Annotated in this window: 17 protein-coding genes, 2 tRNA genes and 1 pseudogene; 12 read left to right on the top strand and 8 right to left on the bottom strand. The window is 63.3% G+C overall.

The genetic code is table 11. The features are described 5' to 3' along the window. Positions 1-705: a DnaA regulatory inactivator HdaA gene (gene hdaA, locus NKJ89_RS00730; RefSeq protein WP_352599041.1), complete on the top strand. Its 705-nt coding sequence runs from the start codon at positions 1-3 to the stop codon at positions 703-705. 235 nt (positions 706-940) lie between these two features. Here the strand turns inward: hdaA and NKJ89_RS00725 are convergent. Further along, positions 941-1,017: transfer RNA gene (locus NKJ89_RS00725), tRNA-Pro, on the bottom strand. 124 nt (positions 1,018-1,141) lie between these two features. On the opposite strand from NKJ89_RS00725, the gene NKJ89_RS00720 reads away from it, so the two are divergent. The 5 genes from NKJ89_RS00720 to NKJ89_RS00700 all read left to right on the top strand — a co-directional run bounded on the left by NKJ89_RS00720 (position 1,142) and on the right by NKJ89_RS00700 (position 4,439). Further along, positions 1,142-1,447 carry an ETC complex I subunit gene (locus NKJ89_RS00720; RefSeq protein WP_352487619.1) on the top strand — a complete coding sequence of 102 codons (306 nt, stop codon included), beginning with the start codon at positions 1,142-1,144 and terminating at the stop codon, positions 1,445-1,447. Positions 1,448-1,493: 46 nt separating this feature from the next. Next, positions 1,494-1,570, top strand: a tRNA-Arg gene (locus tag NKJ89_RS00715). Between the two features lie 281 nt (positions 1,571-1,851). After that, entirely contained in the window at positions 1,852-2,076 is a 225-nt protein-coding gene (locus tag NKJ89_RS00710) for a hypothetical protein (protein WP_023761937.1), read from the top strand. A gap of 154 nt (positions 2,077-2,230) precedes the next feature. After that, the gene (locus NKJ89_RS00705; protein WP_352599039.1) at positions 2,231-3,019 is read left to right on the top strand and encodes a GGDEF domain-containing protein; all 789 of its coding nucleotides are present in this window, start codon (positions 2,231-2,233) and stop codon (positions 3,017-3,019) included. Between the two features lie 196 nt (positions 3,020-3,215). Beyond that, positions 3,216-4,439, top strand: a complete 1,224-nt coding sequence (locus tag NKJ89_RS00700) for an anion transporter (RefSeq protein ID WP_352599037.1) — start codon at positions 3,216-3,218, stop codon at positions 4,437-4,439. A 179-nt stretch (positions 4,440-4,618) separates the two neighbouring features. On the opposite strand, the gene NKJ89_RS00695 is transcribed toward NKJ89_RS00700, so the two are convergent. Both NKJ89_RS00695 and NKJ89_RS00690 read right to left on the bottom strand, forming a co-directional pair. Then, complete coding sequence (locus NKJ89_RS00695) at positions 4,619-7,735, bottom strand: efflux RND transporter permease subunit (RefSeq protein ID WP_352599035.1); 3,117 nt, start codon at positions 7,733-7,735, stop codon at positions 4,619-4,621. Beyond that, entirely contained in the window at positions 7,732-8,898 is a 1,167-nt protein-coding gene (locus NKJ89_RS00690) for an efflux RND transporter periplasmic adaptor subunit (RefSeq protein WP_352599033.1), read from the bottom strand. Before NKJ89_RS00690 ends, NKJ89_RS00695 begins: the two co-directional genes overlap by 4 nt. A gap of 123 nt (positions 8,899-9,021) precedes the next feature. Here NKJ89_RS00690 and NKJ89_RS00685 point away from each other — a divergent pair, with 123 nt between their 5' ends. The 5 genes from NKJ89_RS00685 (at position 9,022) to NKJ89_RS00665 (ending at position 14,025) form a co-directional block, all read left to right on the top strand. Beyond that, positions 9,022-9,393 carry a hypothetical protein gene (locus tag NKJ89_RS00685; RefSeq protein ID WP_352599031.1) on the top strand — a complete coding sequence of 124 codons (372 nt, stop codon included), beginning with the start codon at positions 9,022-9,024 and terminating at the stop codon, positions 9,391-9,393. Positions 9,394-9,743: 350 nt separating this feature from the next. Then, positions 9,744-10,409, top strand: coding sequence for a response regulator transcription factor (locus NKJ89_RS00680; RefSeq protein WP_023763160.1), 666 nt, complete (start codon positions 9,744-9,746; stop codon positions 10,407-10,409). Beyond that, the gene (locus NKJ89_RS00675; RefSeq protein WP_352599029.1) at positions 10,406-11,800 is read left to right on the top strand and encodes a sensor histidine kinase; all 1,395 of its coding nucleotides are present in this window, start codon (positions 10,406-10,408) and stop codon (positions 11,798-11,800) included. The genes NKJ89_RS00680 and NKJ89_RS00675 overlap by 4 nt, the downstream gene beginning before the upstream one ends. A 114-nt stretch (positions 11,801-11,914) precedes the next feature. Further along, positions 11,915-13,141, top strand: coding sequence for an anion transporter (locus NKJ89_RS00670; protein WP_352599027.1), 1,227 nt, complete (start codon positions 11,915-11,917; stop codon positions 13,139-13,141). A gap of 14 nt (positions 13,142-13,155) precedes the next feature. After that, on the top strand, positions 13,156-14,025 hold the full coding sequence (locus tag NKJ89_RS00665; protein ID WP_352599025.1) for a tetratricopeptide repeat protein: 870 nt from the start codon (positions 13,156-13,158) through the stop codon (positions 14,023-14,025). On the opposite strand, the gene NKJ89_RS00660 is transcribed toward NKJ89_RS00665, so the two are convergent. Beyond that, a complete protein-coding gene (locus NKJ89_RS00660; protein ID WP_352599023.1) occupies positions 13,963-14,679 on the bottom strand; it encodes a hypothetical protein in 717 nt (238 codons plus the stop codon). The two genes, NKJ89_RS00665 and NKJ89_RS00660, sit on opposite strands and share 63 nt — an antisense overlap. A 50-nt stretch (positions 14,680-14,729) precedes the next feature. On the opposite strand from NKJ89_RS00660, the pseudogene NKJ89_RS00655 reads away from it, so the two are divergent. Continuing rightward, positions 14,730-14,936 (top strand): annotated as a pseudogene (locus NKJ89_RS00655) (enoyl-CoA hydratase); the annotation flags it as partial. On the opposite strand, the gene NKJ89_RS00650 reads toward NKJ89_RS00655, so the two are convergent. The 4 genes from NKJ89_RS00650 to NKJ89_RS00635 form a co-directional block, all read right to left on the bottom strand. After that, a complete protein-coding gene (locus NKJ89_RS00650; protein WP_352599021.1) occupies positions 14,897-15,205 on the bottom strand; it encodes a cupredoxin domain-containing protein in 309 nt (102 codons plus the stop codon). The pseudogene NKJ89_RS00655 and the gene NKJ89_RS00650 overlap by 40 nt on opposite strands. An 11-nt stretch (positions 15,206-15,216) precedes the next feature. Then, positions 15,217-15,741: a DUF4142 domain-containing protein gene (locus NKJ89_RS00645; RefSeq protein WP_352599019.1), complete on the bottom strand. Its 525-nt coding sequence runs from the start codon at positions 15,739-15,741 to the stop codon at positions 15,217-15,219. A gap of 114 nt (positions 15,742-15,855) precedes the next feature. Beyond that, a complete protein-coding gene (locus NKJ89_RS00640) occupies positions 15,856-16,530 on the bottom strand; it encodes an RNA polymerase sigma factor (RefSeq protein ID WP_352599017.1) in 675 nt (224 codons plus the stop codon). Between the two features lie 104 nt (positions 16,531-16,634). After that, positions 16,635-17,723: an HPP family protein gene (locus NKJ89_RS00635; RefSeq protein ID WP_352599015.1), complete on the bottom strand. Its 1,089-nt coding sequence runs from the start codon at positions 17,721-17,723 to the stop codon at positions 16,635-16,637. Positions 17,724-17,750 lie beyond the last annotated feature (27 nt).

Here is a 17,750-nt window from a genome sequence, read left to right as displayed (position 1 = left end):
GTGACTGCCCCGCCAACCGACCCGCCGCGCCAGTTGCCGCTCGATCTCGGCCATGGCACCGGCTACACGCGCGACGAGCTCGTCGTCTCCGGCACCAACAACCAGGCTGTAGCCTTGGTCGATCGCTGGCCGGACTGGCCTTCGCAGGTGGTGGTGCTGGCCGGTCCCGCCGGTTCGGGCAAGACACATCTGGCCTCCATATGGCGCAAACGCGCCAACGCGGTGGCGGTCGACGCCAAGCGTATCGGTGACAGCATCGCCAATCTCGGCGCCCGCGCGGCACTGATCGACGATGTCGATAAAGGAGCGATTGACGAACAAGGCTTGTTCCATCTGATCAACGCGGTGCGCGGTGCCGGCTCGACACTGCTCCTGACGGCGCGCCGCTTTCCGTCGGCCTGGGGTGTCAGGCTGCCTGACCTTTCCTCACGATTGAAGGCGGCGGCGACGGTCGAGATCCATGAGCCCGACGATCTCTTGCTCGCCGGCGTCATCACCAAGCTGTTCGCCGACCGCCAGGTCCAAGTCGAACCGAATGTCGTGCAGTATCTGGTGCGCCGCATCGAGCGCTCGCTGGCGACAGCGATGCGCGTGGTGGAAAGGCTGGACCGCACCGCGCTCGAGCGCAAGACGCCGATCACGCGCACGCTCGCCGCAGAAACCGTCAATGCCATGGATGAAGGGCAGGGCGAGTTCGAGATTTAGGCTTTTGGGAGGCTGATCTCACAGCATAGGCAAAGTAGGCCGGTCCAACAGCGACACCCAAGCATCGATCCCAAGCATCTGAAATTCCCTGTTTGCCGAAGTTCGATCGGGCAATGGCACCCGCATTGCTGCCCTCAGACTTGCACCGGCAACCTGTTGCGACAAGGCCGACTGCCGGAGTCGGCGTCGGGTGAACACGCATTTGCGCGCGGGGCATTTGCAATTTTTCAGGGAGTGGTCGGAGTGGAGAGATTCGAACTCCCGACCCTCTGGTCCCAAACCAGATGCGCTACCAGGCTGCGCTACACTCCGAACGGTCTGTTGCCTATTCATTTCAGTGCAGCATGGCAAGTGCAAAAACCTTGCCGCCATGCGCATTGCGCAGTAATGACGGTCGAAGGGCGGCGATGCTGCCTTGCACAATAACGAGGTGGCCATGTCCGCGCGCATTTTCAGCCCTGCCAAAACCGCGATGCAGTCCGGCACGGCCAAGACCGGCTACTGGGTGCTGGAATTCGACCCCGAGACGCGCAAGAAGATCGACCCGCTGATGGGCTATACGACGTCGCGAGACATGAGAAGCCAGATCAGGCTCACCTTCGATACGCGCGAAGAGGCGGTGGCTTATGCCGAAAAGGAAGGGCTCGCCTACCGCGTCGAGGAGCCGAAAGAGACCAAGCGCCGCCAGATTTCCTATGCGGAGAATTTCCGCTATGACCGCAGGACGCCCTGGACGCATTGAACGGCAGCCAGGGTCAAGTATCCAGCCGGCCCAACGGCCGGCCAGCGGTCCCGTAGCTCAGCTGGATAGAGCACCGGCCTTCTAAGCCGATGGTCACAGGTTCGAATCCTGTCGGGATCGCCAATAATTTCAAAGACTTGTGCCGGTGATCTGATCTACGCCGCAAGTCCTGTCATCCAGCGACTGCCAGCGCCGCACTCCATGCGGCAGGGAGCCTAGTCTGGGCTTGCAGCCGATTTGGCGCGGCGATGCGGAATTATTTCGTGATCTGGCGGGATTGGAACCTTAGCTCCCATAACGCGTTCGGGGCCTTGTATTCGCGGTGCCTCATAAAAAGGCAATGTGCGGGCCGGCGAATGGGCTGGGGCAAAACGAGCGCGGGTTGGGGTAGGAGAATCCAGGTTATGTCGAAACGTGAAATTGGAACGTCCCCTTCGTTGGGGCGGCGTATCGCTGAACTCAAGGCGAGAATGCGGGATGCGGAAATTTCCGACCATGAGATGAAAACGTTTCACAAGGTCGCCGCCATCATGGGGCCTGGCGACGGCTCCCTACGGCTGGATGCCGACGATCTAATCGCGGCATCCTTCGTCCTCGAGACGCTGGGCGAACAGGCCTCCAACCGCTGACATTTCCCTGCACCAGCCCAAAATTCTTATCGTGAGAGCGAGCGCGGCCGCCGTCGGCGGCCGTTGCCGCCCCGGTATTCAATTGGAGGGAAAGTCTTATCAATTTGTTTGCGTTGGTCCGTCATAGTCGCGTCGACTAACGGAGTTGAACGCGATGAGGATCGATCTGTCGCCGACGAGTTGGGGCAGGGTGATCGCTGTGACCACGGCCGGTACGGCATTCTTCATTGCCGTGGCGTTCTTCGTCGATTCCTTCAATTTCCGCTATCTGTCGCGCGAAGCCGTGTGGCGGGCACAGATGACGGACCTGCTGCTGCCTTTGGTGCTGGGCGGATCCTTCCTGTTTTTCCTCATGTGGAAGATACGCCAGCTGGCTATCGCGCAGCGCGACCTGAGCGTCATTGCCGCGACCGACAGCCTGACGGCGGTGCTGAACCGTGGTGCCTTCTCGATGCTGGTCGAGGCCTATTTGGAGCAGACCCGCAAGGAGGAGCAGACCCGTTCGGGGGCACTGCTGATCATCGACGCCGATCATTTCAAGTTGATCAATGATCGCCTGGGCCACGACTGCGGCGACCAAGCGCTCAAGCTGATAGCGCAAGCGATCAAGGGACAATTGCGTGGCGGCGATATTGTCGGCCGCATCGGCGGCGAAGAGTTCGGCGTGTTTCTTCCCGGCGTGGATCCCTCGCAATCCTGGATGGTTGCCGAAAGCATCCGCCGGCGTATCAGGGAGATGGACTTTTCGCCCGGTGGCAGACCTTGCCCGCTTTCCGTCAGCATCGGCGGCGCGAGTTTCACCGGCCCGATCACCTATGAGGAAATTTTCTCCGCCGCCGACAGAAGGCTTTACACGGCCAAGTCGAACGGGCGCGATCAGGTCAGCTTCGATCCGGCGGGGACCGCTCCGGTGCCTCAACCCAGCGTCACCACCGTGCATTGAGATTAGCCCAATTATGGGTGGTCATCGCAACCTGGAAACCGTCGCGTCGTGTCACAATTGTGGACAAGAACCTCGGACACCCCACTGATTTGTGAAGGCTTCGACGTAGACAGCGCTTTCGCTTTGCCGACATCGCGCTAAAAATAGTGTCCGCAGCCCTGCTGGGGCTGGACGAATCGAGCAGGGCCTCCTTCGCATGACATTGATGAGCGCGGCGGCTCTGCTGATCCTTGTCCTGACTTACGCCGGTGTCGCCGTTGGCCGTATCCCCGGCCTGCGTCTCGACCGTGCGGGGATCGCGTTGCTCGGCGGGGCCGCGATGATCGCCATCGGCGCGCTCAGCATGGAGGACGCCTACCGGGCGATCAATTTCGACACCATCACGCTTCTGCTCGGCATGATGATCGTGGTCGCGCATCTGAAGGTGTCGGGCGCCTTTCGCGGTCTTGGCGCCATCGCCATCGAGCATGCGCATGCGCCCTTCATGCTTTTGGTGATGGTGACGCTGCTGACCGGCGTGCTGTCGGCCTTCCTGGTCAACGACGCCATCTGCCTCGTCATGGCGCCGATCGTCGTCCACGTCACCCGCATCATCAAGCGCAACCCGATCCCCTATCTGATCGCCACCGCCACCGCGTCGAATTGCGGCAGCGTCGCCACCATCACCGGCAATCCGCAAAACATGGTCATCGGCGCGCTGTCGGGCATTTCCTATCCGGCCTTTTCGGCGGCACTCGCTCCGGTCGCCCTGTTCGGCCTCGTCGCGGTGGTTGTCATCATCCGCATCGTCTACCGGGCCGAATTCGCCCGCACGGTCCAACTGGCGCCCGAGGTCTCGCGCGGCCGCATGCATAAGCGGCAGGTGCTGAAGGCGGTGGTGGTCTGCATCGGACTGGCGATTGCCTTCTTCGCCGGCGTGCCCGTCGCCAAGGCCGCGCTCGTCGGCGGCGCCATCCTCTTGCTCACCCGCGCCATCAAGCCGGAACGCATCTACCGCGAGATCGACGGTCCGCTGCTGTTCATGTTCGCCGGCCTGTTCATTGTCGTCGCCGGCGCCGAAAAGACGCTTCTTACCTCAGATATGATTGCCTCGGCGAAGAACCTCGGTCTCGACGATGTCTGGCGCCTGTCCGGTTTCACCGCGGTGCTCTCCAACATCATGAGCAATGTCCCGGCCGTGCTGGCGCTCCGGCCATTCATACCCGGCCTCGCAAATCCCGAGCGCGCCTGGCTGGTTGTCGCCATGAGTTCGACGCTGGCCGGCAATTTCACGCTGCTTGGTTCGGTCGCCAATCTGATCGTCGCCGAACAGGCACGGGCCGCCGGCACGCCGCTGTCGTTCGGCGCCTTCTTCAAGATCGGCTTGCCGCTGACGCTGGTCACGCTTCTGGCTGGAACGGCATGGCTTGCATTGCGTTAAGGCGCCCCTTTCCCGATGCACAATAGGCTTTCCATACCGGAATTTCCGCTTCGACCTTGGGCGTCGCCTTTTCGAGCGCAACAGCCGATGAGGTTGGCCGGCAATCCGAGCCGCAATCGTATGCCCAAAAAGCAAACGCAGGTATATGCTCCGCAAGGCTGGCAGGGCTATCCTGGGGACTAGCTCTCACGCCGTATCCATCCATCCTTGGCAAGGGGGCCCCCAACGGATCGCCTGGTCATCTTGTCCAGCAGCAGATAGATCACCGGCGTCGTGAAAAGCGTCAACACCTGGCTGCCGACAAGGCCGCCGACGATGGCATAGCCTAGCGGCTGGCGCAGCTCCGACCCGGCCCCATGTCCGAGCATCAACGGAACGCCGCCGAGGATCGCCGCCATCGTGGTCATCAGGATTGGCCGGAATCTGAGCAACGCCGCCTGCCGGATGGCGTCTTCCCCCGATAGCCCTTGTTCGGCCTCCGCCTTGATGGCGAAGTCGACCAGCATGATGCCGTTTTTCTTGACGATGCCGATCAGCAGGATGACGCCGATCATCGCCACCAGCCCGAAATCGAAGCCGGCCACCATCAACGTGGCGAGAGCGCCAAGCGCTGCCGAGGGCAGTGTCGACAGGATCGTGATCGGGTGGATGAAGCTTTCGTAGAGAACGCCGAGGATGAGGTAGACGACGACCAGCGAGGCGCCGATCAGCAGCGGTACGGTCGAGAGGGACTCCTCGAACGCCTTGGCGCTGCCCGCAAAGCTTCCCTCCAACGAAGCCGGCGGCTTCAGCGCGGCCATGGCATTTCGCACCGCGGTCGTGGCAGTGCCGAGAGATGCACCAGTCGCAAGATTGAACGACATCGTCACCGCCGGAAACTGGCCTTGATGGTTGATGGAGACAGGCGCCACGCCGCGCGTCGTCCAGTGCGCGACATTGGCCAGCGGCACCAGGGTTCCCGACTGCGATTTGACGGAGAGGCGCTCCAGGGTCTCGACGTCCTGCTGCAGGTTTGGCAGCACCTCGAGAACGACATGGAACGTGTCGGTCTGCGTCGTGTACTGGCCGACCTGCCGCTGGCCAAAGGCGTCGTAGAGCGTTTCGTCGATAGTCTGCGGCAACACGCCGAACAGGGAGGCCGCTGCGCGGTCGACGGTCAGTGTCAGGGTCGGCGCCTGCTGTTGCTGGTCGCTGCCGACATCGGCAAGCTCGGGCAAGCCCTTGAAGGCCGCCAGCACCTTTGGCGCCCAGACGTTCAGTTCTTCGATATCGTTGTCCTCAAGCGTGTACTGGTACTGCGTCTTGGCCGGGCGTGCGCCGATGTTGATATCCTGAGCCGCCTGCATGAACAGGCGAATACCCTGCAGTTTGGCGACCTCCGGCCCGAGGCGGGCGATGACCTGCTGCGCCGAGACATCGCGCTGGCTCCTTGGCTTCAGCGTGATGTTGACATGACCCTGGCTGAGCGCGTTACCGCCATTGCCACCGCCTATGTCCATGAAAACGCTGTAGACGGCAGGATCCTTCATCACGACCGCGCTGACCTGTTCCTGCAATCTGGCCATCTCCGCGTAGGACACATCGGGCGCGGCTTGCGACAGGCCGCCGATAAAGCCCGTATCCTGCTCCGGAAAGAAGCCCTTGGGGATGATGATGAACAGATAGGCGGTTGCGGCCAGCGTCGCGAAGAAGACCGTCAGCGTCGCCCAGGGATGGCGAAGCACGACATCGAGACCTCGTCCATAGGGGGCCCGCAGCGCCTCGAAGGCGCGCTCGCTCCACTTGTAAAGCCGCCCGTGGCGGACGGCCCCGGCTGGCTTGAGCAGCTTTGACGCCATCATCGGCGTCATTGTCAGCGAGACGATTGTCGAAATGGCAATCGCGATGGTGAGCGTCAGGGCGAACTCGCGAAAGAGCCTGCCAACGATGCCGCCCATCGCCAGAACCGGAATAAGCACGGCGACGAGCGACAGGCTGATCGACACGATGGTGAAGCCGACTTCTTTCGACCCCTTGAGCGCTGCCTGGATCGGGCTCTCGCCCGCCTCGATGTGCCGGCTGATGTTTTCCAGCATGACGATGGCGTCGTCGACGACAAAACCGACAGCGACGACCAGCGCCATCAGTGACAGATTGTCGAGGCTGAAGCCGAACAGCCACATCGGCGCCAGCGCACCCAGCAGCGCCAGCGGCAGCGTCGCAGCCGGGATAAGCGTCGCCCGCACATTGCGCAGAAAGACGAATATCACCATGACCACCAGCAGGATGGTGATCAACAGCGTGAACTGGACATCAGACACCGCGGCCCGGATCGTGGTCGTGCGGTCCGTCACCAGCGCCAGCTTGATCGAGGGCGGCAACCCTGCCTGGAGTCGAGGCAGTTCAGCCTTGATGCGTTCCACCACCTGGATGACATTGGCGCCGGGCTGGCGGAAGACATCGACGGCGATGCCGCGTTTGCCGTTCGTCCAATGCGCCATCTTGGCATCCTCGGGACCATCGACGGCCTGGCCAATGTCGCGGATCCTGACCGGGCCGCCGTTGCGATAGGCAACGACCGCATCGCTCCAACCGGCGGCATCGGTGATCTGGTCGTTGTTGTAGATCGGGAAGGTTCGCTTGCCCTCATCGAGATTGCCCTTCGGACCGCTGACGCTCAGGCCCTCAATGGCGGTGCGCACATCCTCGAGCGTTACGCCCGCTGCCCCCAAGCGTCCCGGATCGACGGAAATACGGATCGCCGGCTTCTGCCGGCCACCGATATTGACCTGGGCGACGCCGCTGATCTGGCTGATGCGCTGGGCGACCCGGGTTTCGATGAACTCATCGACGTCCATCAGGGACAAGGTATCGGAGGTGGCAGACAGTTGGAGAACCGGCGCGTCGGCCGGATTGACCTTATGGAACGAAGGCGGCGAAGGCAGATCCTTTGGCAATTGTCCGCTTGCCGCGCTGATCGCCGTCTGGACATCGCTGGCCGCCGCGTCGATATCGCGATCGAGGTCGAACTGAATGGTGATCTGGGTCGTGCCCAGCGAACTCGACGAGGTCATCTCGGTGACGCCGCTGACCTTGGAGAGCTGCGTCTCCAAAGGCTGCGCCACCGACGAGGCCATAGTCTCCGGAGCCCCTCCTGGGAGATTTGCCGAGACCTGGATCGTCGGGAACGCAATCTCTGGTAGCGCCGAGACCGGAAGCCTCGGATAAGCGAAGAGGCCGATCAGCAGGATCCCGGCCATGCCGAGTGTCGTGGCGACCGGATGGCGAACGAAGTGGTCGGAGGGCCCCGCGCTCATGGCGCGGCTGTCGTCGCAACAGGGGTGCCACCACCGATGGCGTTGGCGGGTTGCTTTACGCCACCCGGATTGGCCAGATCCGGATTTGCGGAAACGGCCACCGCCGTCCCATCGCCAACCTGATCGCGTCCGTCAGAGACAATCTTGTCGCCCGCCGCAATCCCCCTGGTCACAAGCGCCATGCCGTCGGTCTCGACGCCGGATTCGACCAGACGCCGGCTGGCCTTGCCATCAGTGCCAACAACATAGGCATAAAGTCCGCCAACGCCGCGCGAAAGCACTTCGTCGGGAACGACAACACCATGCAGCACCGCCGTGGTCAGCCGGGTTGCGACGGGCAGACCGGGCCAGAGTTTTCCGTCCTGATTGTCGAAAGTGGCGCGCAATTTTATCGAGCCGTTGGCGGAATCGACATTGTTGTCCATCAACGTCAGTTTGCCGCGGGCGAGAACCGTTCGCGTGTCCGTAGATAGCGCCTCCACCGTAGCGACGTTGTCCTTCATCGCTTGGCGGATTTCGCCGAAGCGGTCCCCCGGCGCGACGAACACGACGCCAATCGGGTCGAATTGGGTAATCGTTACGATGCCTGTCGAGGAAGCAGTGCTGACTATGCCGCCGATATCGACGGACCGGAAGCCGGTCCGTCCCGTGATGGGCGCCCTGATCGTGGCATAGCCGAGTTGCGTAAGGGCGCTGCTCGCCGCCGCTTCGTCGGATTTTACAGCGGCGTTCAATTGCTCGACCGCCGCCGCCTTCTGGTCCAGCGTCTCGGCGGCGACAATATCTTTCTTGGCAAGCGCCGAATAGCGGGCAAGGTCGTTGCGCGCATTGTCGAGTTGAGACATGTCCTGCGTCTCCTTGGCCTCCGCCACCGCCAGCGCCGCCTGCAACTGTCGGGGGTCGATCTGCACGAGCACGTCGCCCTGGTGGACGACATCGCCTTCGGTAAAAGGCATGCTCAGGATTTCTCCGTCGATCTGGGTTCGAACTGTCACGGTTTGCAGCGGCGCGACTGTGCCGATACCCGCGATGACCTTTTGGACAGTGCCCACGGTCGCCGAAACGACGCTGACGTGAATGGCTGTTGGCCCGCTCGAAGCCTGACCGGCGGTCGTGGACGAAGCCCTTGGCTGAACGATGTCCTGGGCGGTCGACCCATGCATGGCGGCTCCTGCGGCTGCCAACAGGCAGGCAAAGCCGGCCCAAGCCACGAGCTTAGTCCGTATCCCCCACTTTATCATTGGATGCCCCTCTCGCGCGCAAGCACGTTCCGGAAACTGGGCTGGATGAGCACCGTGACCTCCATTCATTTCGGGCAGACGGCCGCTGGCTTACCGGCCGTGATGCCAGGCTCAGCCGGGTACGCCCGGCGCGACGATATCGACGTCACGGCCATGCAGGCGATCGAGCAGGCCGCGCGGACCTGGCCGTGGTGGCTTCAGGCTTTCGGCACGGCCGTCGGCATGGACGATGATGTCGCCGTGGATGAAGCCATCGTCGAAATGGCCCTGTACGGTCAGCGCCTCGCCGGCGGTGACGAGCTTGCCACCCTCGCCGCGCCGACCGGTCTCGACCAGCGCACGGCCGCTGCCGTCGTCGATGACGAACTTGTGCCGAAGATTTCGACGACCTTGCCCTTGACGGAAACGACGCTGTAGGGCGCGAGCGACGAAATGGGTATGGGCTGGATGAGCATGGTGGTGTCGCGGGGCGCGTCCACCGCCATGGCGCCGGCGCCGGCAATAACTCCCAGCGCAACCAGGCCGGCGGCGAAGATGCCGGTCAGATAGGGTCGACGAGCGCGCCGGCTATCGGCCGGCTTGCCGGGTCCGGCCGGATTTGAGCTGCTAGCTGTTTCAGTCATGACATTCGTCTTTCCTTGGCTGTGGTTGAATGGGAGACTTTTACCGCAGGTTCCGCGAATCCAGCCTGAACCAGGTCGTTCAGCTTCAGTTAAGCCGGCGGGCGTAGGACCCGATTCTGAGGCAGGCGTAAGGAAGCCGATTCAATGAAGGTGCTGCTCGTCGAGGACGACCTGTCGATCGCCGGCCAGTTGGCAGAAGCGCTGCGCGGCGAAAACTTCGTCGTCGATATCGCCCGCAATGGCGAGGACGGCCAGCATCTCGGCGACACCGGCGCCTATGATGTCGCCGTTCTCGATCTCGGCCTGCCGAAGATCGAGGGCAAGGCCGTGCTCAAGGCATGGCGGGCAGCGGGGCGCAACCTGCCAGTGCTTATCCTGACGGCGCGCGATGGATGGTCGGAAAAGGTCGAGGGTTTCAAGGCCGGCGCCGACGACTATCTGACAAAACCGTTCCGGACTGAGGAACTGATCATGCGGCTGCGCGCGCTGGTGCGGCGCGCTGCCGGTCATGCCCAGACAAAAGTTACCTGCGGCCCGCTCGCCTTCGACGCGCAACTCGGCACTTTCGAGTTCGATGGCCTGCCGCTGAAGCTGACAGCGCTGGAATGGCGCGTGCTGTCCAGCCTGATGCTGCGCAAGGAAGTGGTGGTGACGCGCGCCGACCTTCTGGAGCGGGTCTATGAAGGAGATTCCGATATCGATTCCAATTCGCTCGAGGTGATCGTTGCCAGGCTGCGCCGCAAGATCGGCCACCGACACATCGAAACCATACGTGGCCTCGGCTATCGGCTGACGGCGGGCGAAACATGAGGTTCATCCCGCGTTCGCTCGCCGGCAGGCTGCGGCTTGCAGCGGCTGCCGCTATCATCGTCGCATTGCTTCTGGCCGGCATCGCCATTGCGCTGATCCTGCAGCGCTTCGTCATCGGCCAGATCGACCAGCGGCTCGACGGCCAGGTCTTCGCCATAGCGGCGGCACTGCAGCACGACGGCGATGGGAAGATGACGGTGACGCCAATGCTCAACGGGCCGCCCTTCGATCGCCCGGGATCTGGCTGGGCATGGCAGGTCACAGGATCGGACGGCGAACTGGTGTCGGCCTCGCTGGCCGGCCTGGGCGCTCTACCGCTGCCGCCGGTCCATGGTAGCCGCTTCCACAATTTCCCAGGATTGTCGAAATTGCTCGGGTCGCTCGATACGTTCGGCCGGCCCGCGCCCGCGGACGGGCCGGGACCGGACGGCCAGGCCCTGCACTGGCGCATCCTTGCCGCGCCTTTCGACAAGCAAACTGTGACCGTGGCTGCGGCCGCGCCTTACCGCGCTATCTATGGGCCGCTGCGCGAAGCCCTGGTGCCGCTGGCGCTGGCGTTGATGGCGCTGGGGCTGTTGCTGTTCGGTGCCATGCTGGCGCAGGTGCGTCTCGGCCTGCGACCGCTAGCCGCTCTGCGAGCCGGCCTTGCCGATATCCGCGCCGGCAGGCGCACGTCGATTTCCACCGACCAGCCGAGCGAAATCCTGCCGCTGGTCGAGGAAGTCAACAGCCTGCTCGCCGACAATGCCGAAGGGCTGGCGCGCGCCAGGCGCCATGTCGCCAACCTTGCGCATGGATTGAAGACGCCGCTGGCAGCGCTTGGTCTCGCACTCGAGCGCCAGTCGACCAAGCCCGCCGACGGCATGATGCGCTCCCAACTCGACCTGATGGACCGGCTGATCCGCCACCACCTTTCACGCGCACGCACCGCAGTTCTATCCGGCCCGGCACGCGCCAGCACCAATGTTGCGGAAAGGTTGGCCGATCTCACCGGCATGATAGCCAACGTGCACCGAGAGCGCGGGCTCAGCTTTCATGTCGATGCTGCGACCGATGTTGCGGTTGCCGCCGAAACGCAGGATTTCGACGAAATCCTCGGCAACCTGCTCGACAATGCCTGCAAATGGGCGCGCTCAAGCGTCACCGTCACGGCAAGGGCCGATGCCGGCCACGTCACGATCGACATCGATGACGATGGCACTGGTCTCGACACGGCGGCGATGCCGGAGGTGATGCGGCCGGGGCGGCGCATCGACGAGGCGACATCAGGCTATGGCTTCGGCCTGCCGATCGCCGCTGAACTCGTGGAGCTTTATGGCGGCAGTCTTGAATTGTCGCGGGCAAATAGCGGCGGGCTGCGGGCGCGGGTGATTTTGCCGCAAGCACTCTGATTATTGAGAGCCAGCTTTCGGACCCTTTTTGCCGGCGCCGCGCCAAGGTTTGAAAAACCCCGAACGGGAGGAACCCGATCTGGGGAAAGGAATTTCGAACAGGGACTTTTGCGAATGACATTGATGAGCGCGGCGGCCCTGCTGATCCTTGTCCTGACTTACGCCGGTGTCGCCGTTGGCCGCATCCCCGGCCTGCGCCTCGACCGTGCGGGGATCGCGCTGCTCGGCGGGGCCGCGATGATCGCCATCGGCGCGCTCAGCATGGAGGACGCCTACCGGGCGATCAATTTCGACACCATCACGCTTCTGCTCGGCATGATGATCGTCGTCGCGCATCTGAAGGTGTCAGGCGCCTTTCGCGGTCTTGGCGCCATCGCCATCGAGCATGCGCATGCGCCCTTCATGCTTTTGGTGATGGTGACGCTGCTGACCGGCGTGCTGTCGGCCTTCCTGGTCAACGACGCCATCTGCCTTGTCATGGCGCCGATCGTCGTCCACGTCACCCGCATCATCAAGCGCAACCCGATCCCCTATCTGATCGCCACCGCCACCGCGTCGAATTGCGGCAGCGTCGCCACCATCACGGGCAATCCGCAAAACATGGTCATCGGCGCGCTGTCGGGCATTTCCTATCCGGCCTTTTCGGCGGCACTCGCTCCGGTCGCGTTGTTCGGCCTCGTCGCGGTGGTCGTCATCATCCGCGTCGTCTACAGGGCCGAATTCGCACGCACGGTCCAACTGACGCCCGAGGTCTCGCGCGGCCGCATGCATAAGGGGCAGGTGCTGAAGGCGGTGGTGGTCTGCATCGGACTGGCAATTGCCTTCTTCGCCGGCGTGCCCGTCGCCAAGGCAGCCCTCGTCGGCGGCGCCATCCTCTTGCTCACCCGTGCCATCAAGCCGGAACGCATCTACCGCGAGATCGACGGTCCGCTGCTGTTCATGTTCGCCGGCCTGTTCATTGTCGTTGCCGGCGCCGAAAAGACGCTTCTTACCTCAGATATGATTGCCTCGGCGAAGAACCTCGGTCTCGACGATGTCTGGCGCCTGTCCGGTTTCACCGCGGTGCTCTCCAACATCATGAGCAATGTCCCGGCCGTGCTGGCGCTGCGGCCCTTCATACCCGGCCTCGAAAATCCCGAGCGCGCCTGGCTGGTCGTCGCCATGAGCTCGACGCTGGCCGGCAATTTCACGCTGCTTGGTTCGGTCGCCAATTTGATCGTCGCCGAACAGGCACGGGCCGCCGGCACGCCGCTGTCGTTCGGCGCCTTCTTCAAGATCGGCTTGCCATTGACGCTGGTCACGCTTGGTATGGGCACGGCATGGCTGGCGTTTGGGTTTTAGGGCGAGAGCTTCCAGTGATCGGCACCAGTCAAGGCGATAGCGACAATCTGATCCGGCGGGCTGTGGCCGCGTTCAATGCCGGCGATCACGGCCAGGCTGTGGATTTGTGTGAATTGGGCCTGAAGCAGCACCCGGGCGATCCGGCGCTTTGCCATCTTCTGGCTGCTGTCTTGTTCGCCAAGGCAGACTTGCCGGCGGCCCGTGCGCGTATCGAAGCGAGTCTCGCCGCTCGTCCCGACAACGTGCCGGCCCTGGTTCTGGCAGGCAGGATTGCCCGGGCCGAAGGCCGCCTGGAAGTGGCGCTGCAGCAACTGGACCGCGCGGCAAGGCTGTCATCGCAGGCCGGAATACTCGTCGAGCGAGCGCGCACCCTGGATCAGGCAGGCGACACCTCGGCGGCGGAAGTGTCCTGGACACTTGTCTTGCAAAAAGATTCGAAATCCGCGGAGGCAATGGCGCGCCTTGGGCGCCTTGCGTGGGAACGCGGTGCGACTTCGGACGCGGAAGCCTTCCTCGAGCGCGCCGTCGCCGGCGACCGGCATCCAACCGCCTGGTTCGATCTAGGGCTGGTGCGTCAGGACATGGGCAAGTTCGGCAGCGCCGCACAGGCCTATCGAAAAGTGCTTGAGATGAGCCCCGACGCTGCGGAGGCAGCAGTCAATCTGGGCGTCGTCCTGCAGGAAACCGGCGACCTCGATGGAGCGATGGCGGCCTATTCATTGGCTTATGGTCTGAACCCGACGACGATGGGCGTCATCGCCATGGCACTTACGTCGGCGCCAAATGGCCGGCTATGGCTGGATGAAGAAGCGCTGCGTCGCTCACTTGCCGATAGCGTGGCCCCGCCTAGCGCGAAACCGCTTGCGGTAGACACCGGGCGTTGACAGGACGTCGGCGACCGTCTGCGTGTAGGCGGCCTGCCGTTTCTCGTCGAACACCTCGTATTCGAGCTGTGGCGCGGCCCGCGGAACCGCGAAGCATTGCGCGACTGGCGTTCCTTTCCGGAGCACGCCGGAGAATTCGGGCTTGGTCCAGACTGCCGGAAAATTGATGCCGCCATCGGTGAATCGGTCGGAATCCACCAAGCCGGTCACCAACCTGAAGGGGAGGTCCTCGCGATTGACCGGATGCGTCGCGAACAACGACCAACCCTCCTCGACCTCGATGGTCCAGAAGCTGTTGAATTTGAGGGCGGCCTGGCCTGGGTTGGCCAATGGGCTGCCGGCCAGTTGCCCCTGCACGTGGAAACTCAGCGGGGCCCTGGGATGGTTTTGGGTGACCGGGTCCGGGATTTTCCAATCCCAGGAAAATGCCCCTTCGTCGACCGCAACGTCGCACGGCAACAGCACCATGAAGCCATAGGTCATTGCGTCGACCACCGGCGGGCACTGCTTGAGCGTACGAATGTCGCGGCCATGGATGGCGGAATATGTGGTGGCGGGCATCGCGCGCAGCCAATCCGGTAGGGCGCCGCGCGCCGGTACAGGTCGTGGTAGATGCTCGACCAGCATTGGATCACATCGGAAAATTACACGCATCGCCGCCCTCCTGGCATCGCGATACCATGGTTGCCAGCCATGCTCCAAGCGCCGACGGCCTGCAGGTCGAAGCCAAGCAGTTCGCCCGCATGGCCTCGACAGCCGATTTGCGCGAAGGGCTCGATGCCTGGATCCAGCGGCGCGAGCCGAGCTATGACGGCTCATGGACGCATGTCGCGCGCCCCGACGAGGCCAGGTGGACCTTGTTGGCGCAGGATCAGGGCGCCACCACCAAGCGGCCTTTCATGTTGGGGTGAAAGCGGCAGAAATAGTCGACCGGTCCCGCCGCCTTCAACGTCAGGCTTGCGGATTTCTTCGGCGGGATCATCACCTCCCAGTCACCTTTCACGGTGGCCGTGTGGGCGAACACATCCTTGTTCACCCACTCGATCGTATCGCCGACCTTCGCCTCGACGGTGGCCGGCGAGAGCACCAGTTTGTCGATGGTGACCTGGATGGTTTCAGCTTGCGCCGGAACGATACCGACGGTCAGCATCAACGCAATCCACGGAGGGCGTTTCGGCATGCACCCGGTCCTTACTTCAGCATGCCGGCGACGTGTTCGGCATGCTGCTCATGGCCCTGGAAAATCTTTAGCCCGGTTTCCAGCAGGCTTTTCAATTCGGCATTCTGCGCCGACGGGATGAGCAGCGTTTCAAGAGCGCCGTCGACCTGCTTGTGATAGGCCACCTCATTGTCGACATAAGCCTTGTCGAAGGCCGCGCCCTTGAGCTTGTCGAGTTTCGCCCGCTCCTCCGCCGCCGCTTTGGTCAACGCCTTGCTGGTAGCGTTGTCTTCCGGCGTGACCTTGAGTTTCTTGACCAGATCGAGCGCCTGCACGTTCACCGCCTCGTGGTCGCGGATCATGTCCTTGGCGAAGTCCACGACTTCCTTGTTCTTGGACTTCTTGATCGCCTGCTTGGCGGCCTCCACGTCGAGCACGCCGGCGGTGTAGGCGATATGGGCGATCTGCGGGTCGGTCGGCTTGTCGGCGGCTTGTGCAAATGGGGCAGTGCCGAGCAGCAGCAGGGCGGCCAGGGCAGCGGTGTTTCGGATTAGCATGGCATCTCCTTCGCCCGGACGCAGGGTCGCGCCGGACAGTGTTTTTCGGTTGACGATCATTGGATGCGGGACGGCGGCAAACGTTCCCGTCAAAATAAACTGAATCCGCCGGAGTCAGCTCTCCAGCCCGAGCCGCCGCATGACCGCGCTGGTAAGCCTTTCGCAACGGCGGCCGGCGAAGGGGAAGGCATCGAGCAGCACCGGCCCGATCTGGTCGTCCAGCGCCTTGCGCACCAGGGCACGGGCGCGGTGCAGCCTTGTCTTGACGGTTTGCGGCCGCACGCCGAGCAGATCGGCGGTCTCTTCGATGCTCAGCCCCTCGATCACACGTGCCACGAACACGGTTCGGTAGACATCGGGAAGGCTGTCGGTGGCCTGTTCGACCAGTTGGAGGATCTGCCGTTGCGCCATCGTCCGTTCCGGATCGTCGCTGGGGTTGAGAGGGAACCGGATGATCTCGGCTTGCGGATTTTCCGGCAGTGCCACCGTTCGGCGCCTCTTGCGCAGGCGGCCGAGCGCCTCGTTGATGACGATGCGCGACAGCCATGTGGCCAGCGAAGAGTCGCCGCGAAAGGCATCGAGATGGGCGAACGCCCTGACATAGGCCTCCTGCACGATGTCCTCGGCCTCGCTGTCATTGCGCACGACGCCACGCGCGATCCTGTAGAGCCGTTGATTGTGCGTCTTGATGATGGTGCGGAAGGCATCGCCGTCGCGCGCCAGCGCCCGTCGTACGAGCTGCATGTCGCCTGGCGCGGTAGAAGACACGGCCGTCAAAACAGCAGGCATGGCCAGTTTCCTCAACCCGATCTCTGGACCGGAACCTCGATTGAGAGATTGGACGCTGTTGCCGGCAAAAGGTTCCCGACGATCTTTCTCCGGGTCCGGTGGGGTTAAGCTACCGCATCCAATGAAGGCTTGTCAGCAGCCTGCAGGCGCGCCGTTGCCGCCAGGAGATCGGTCTGGGTGATCAGCCCAAGAATCCGCTCGTCGTCGTCAACGATGATCACCGCGTGGCTGCGGCCGTCGGTGAGCACCGGCAGCAGGCCCATGGCGGCGAAATCGGCGCCGGCGGTCGCGGCGGGCGATATCACGGATGCAATCGAACCGCAGGCCTGGGTCAGTTCCCGCAATCCCACGGTGCCCGCCAGCCTTGCCTCCGCGTTGACGACCGGCAAGGTGCGGATGTTGTGGTCAAGCAGCAATTGGCGCGCCGCCTCGGCTGAGGTGTGTGCGTCGACCGAAATCACATCGCGCGACATGATGTCCTCGCACAGAACGGTCTTGTGCGCGCGCACCATCGCCTGCAATTCGACTTGCCGCAGCAGGCGGTCGAGATCGTTGCGATCGATATCGAACGTCTCGTCGAGTGCGCCAAGCGCCGCATCGATGTCTTCGGACCGAAAGCCGACGCGCGATTGTGCCGGCGGATCGCCGGTGCCGTGGCTGTTCGTCGGTGCTGCAACCGGCACATGCGGATAACTGCGCCGCGCCAGTCTGTGGAAGCCGTAGCCGAGCGCCACAAGCAGGATCGAATTCAGCGCCACCGGTACGAATGGAAACAGGAAGCCGGCACTGATGACGGCCGGCCCTCCCAGCACCGCGGTCAGGGCGGCCGCTCCGCCCGGCGGATGCAGACAACGCGTGAACGACATGGCGGCGATGGCCAGTGCCACCGCTATGCCGGCGGCAAGGGCGGTTTCGTGGATGAAATGCGCCACGATCACGCCGACCAGTGCCGATATCGTGTTGCCGCCGATGATCGACCATGGCTGCGCCAGCGGGCTGGCGGGCACGGCGAACAGGAGCACGGCCGACGCCCCCATCGGCGCCACCAGCAGCGGCACATGCGGACCGTTGCCGAGCACGAGGCTGGCGATGACACCGGTGAGCGCAATGCCGACCGTCGCGCCGATACAGGCGACGAGGCGTTCGCGCAGCGTCGCGCCGGCAAGAATGGGAACAAAGAGGCGGAACGCCATGACGTCGAAAACTCTGCCGTATTCCAG

This window comes from Mesorhizobium sp. M0047, from assembly GCF_040323315.1.
Taxonomy (GTDB): domain Bacteria; phylum Pseudomonadota; class Alphaproteobacteria; order Rhizobiales; family Rhizobiaceae; genus Mesorhizobium.
Note: the sequence above shows the minus strand (reverse complement) of the source record. Positions and strands in the feature narration are given on the sequence as shown.

Excerpts from the sequence above, each read along its gene's own strand:
- NKJ89_RS00720 (WP_352487619.1), top strand. The coding sequence starts at position 1,142 with ATGTCCGCGCGCATTTTCAGCCCTGCCAAAACCGCGATGCAGTCCGGC.
- NKJ89_RS00710 (WP_023761937.1), top strand. The coding sequence starts at position 1,852 with ATGTCGAAACGTGAAATTGGAACGTCCCCTTCGTTGGGGCGGCGTATC.
- NKJ89_RS00705 (WP_352599039.1), top strand. The coding sequence starts at position 2,231 with ATGAGGATCGATCTGTCGCCGACGAGTTGGGGCAGGGTGATCGCTGTG.
- NKJ89_RS00700 (WP_352599037.1), top strand. The coding sequence starts at position 3,216 with ATGACATTGATGAGCGCGGCGGCTCTGCTGATCCTTGTCCTGACTTAC.
- NKJ89_RS00695 (WP_352599035.1), bottom strand. The coding sequence starts at position 7,735 with ATGAGCGCGGGGCCCTCCGACCACTTCGTTCGCCATCCGGTCGCCACG.
- NKJ89_RS00690 (WP_352599033.1), bottom strand. The coding sequence starts at position 8,898 with ATGCATGGGTCGACCGCCCAGGACATCGTTCAGCCAAGGGCTTCGTCC.
- NKJ89_RS00685 (WP_352599031.1), top strand. The coding sequence starts at position 9,022 with ATGAGCACCGTGACCTCCATTCATTTCGGGCAGACGGCCGCTGGCTTA.
- NKJ89_RS00680 (WP_023763160.1), top strand. The coding sequence starts at position 9,744 with ATGAAGGTGCTGCTCGTCGAGGACGACCTGTCGATCGCCGGCCAGTTG.
- NKJ89_RS00675 (WP_352599029.1), top strand. The coding sequence starts at position 10,406 with ATGAGGTTCATCCCGCGTTCGCTCGCCGGCAGGCTGCGGCTTGCAGCG.
- NKJ89_RS00670 (WP_352599027.1), top strand. The coding sequence starts at position 11,915 with ATGACATTGATGAGCGCGGCGGCCCTGCTGATCCTTGTCCTGACTTAC.
- NKJ89_RS00660 (WP_352599023.1), bottom strand. The coding sequence starts at position 14,679 with ATGCGTGTAATTTTCCGATGTGATCCAATGCTGGTCGAGCATCTACCA.
- NKJ89_RS00650 (WP_352599021.1), bottom strand. The coding sequence starts at position 15,205 with ATGCCGAAACGCCCTCCGTGGATTGCGTTGATGCTGACCGTCGGTATC.
- NKJ89_RS00645 (WP_352599019.1), bottom strand. The coding sequence starts at position 15,741 with ATGCTAATCCGAAACACCGCTGCCCTGGCCGCCCTGCTGCTGCTCGGC.
- NKJ89_RS00640 (WP_352599017.1), bottom strand. The coding sequence starts at position 16,530 with ATGCCTGCTGTTTTGACGGCCGTGTCTTCTACCGCGCCAGGCGACATG.
- NKJ89_RS00635 (WP_352599015.1), bottom strand. The coding sequence starts at position 17,723 with ATGGCGTTCCGCCTCTTTGTTCCCATTCTTGCCGGCGCGACGCTGCGC.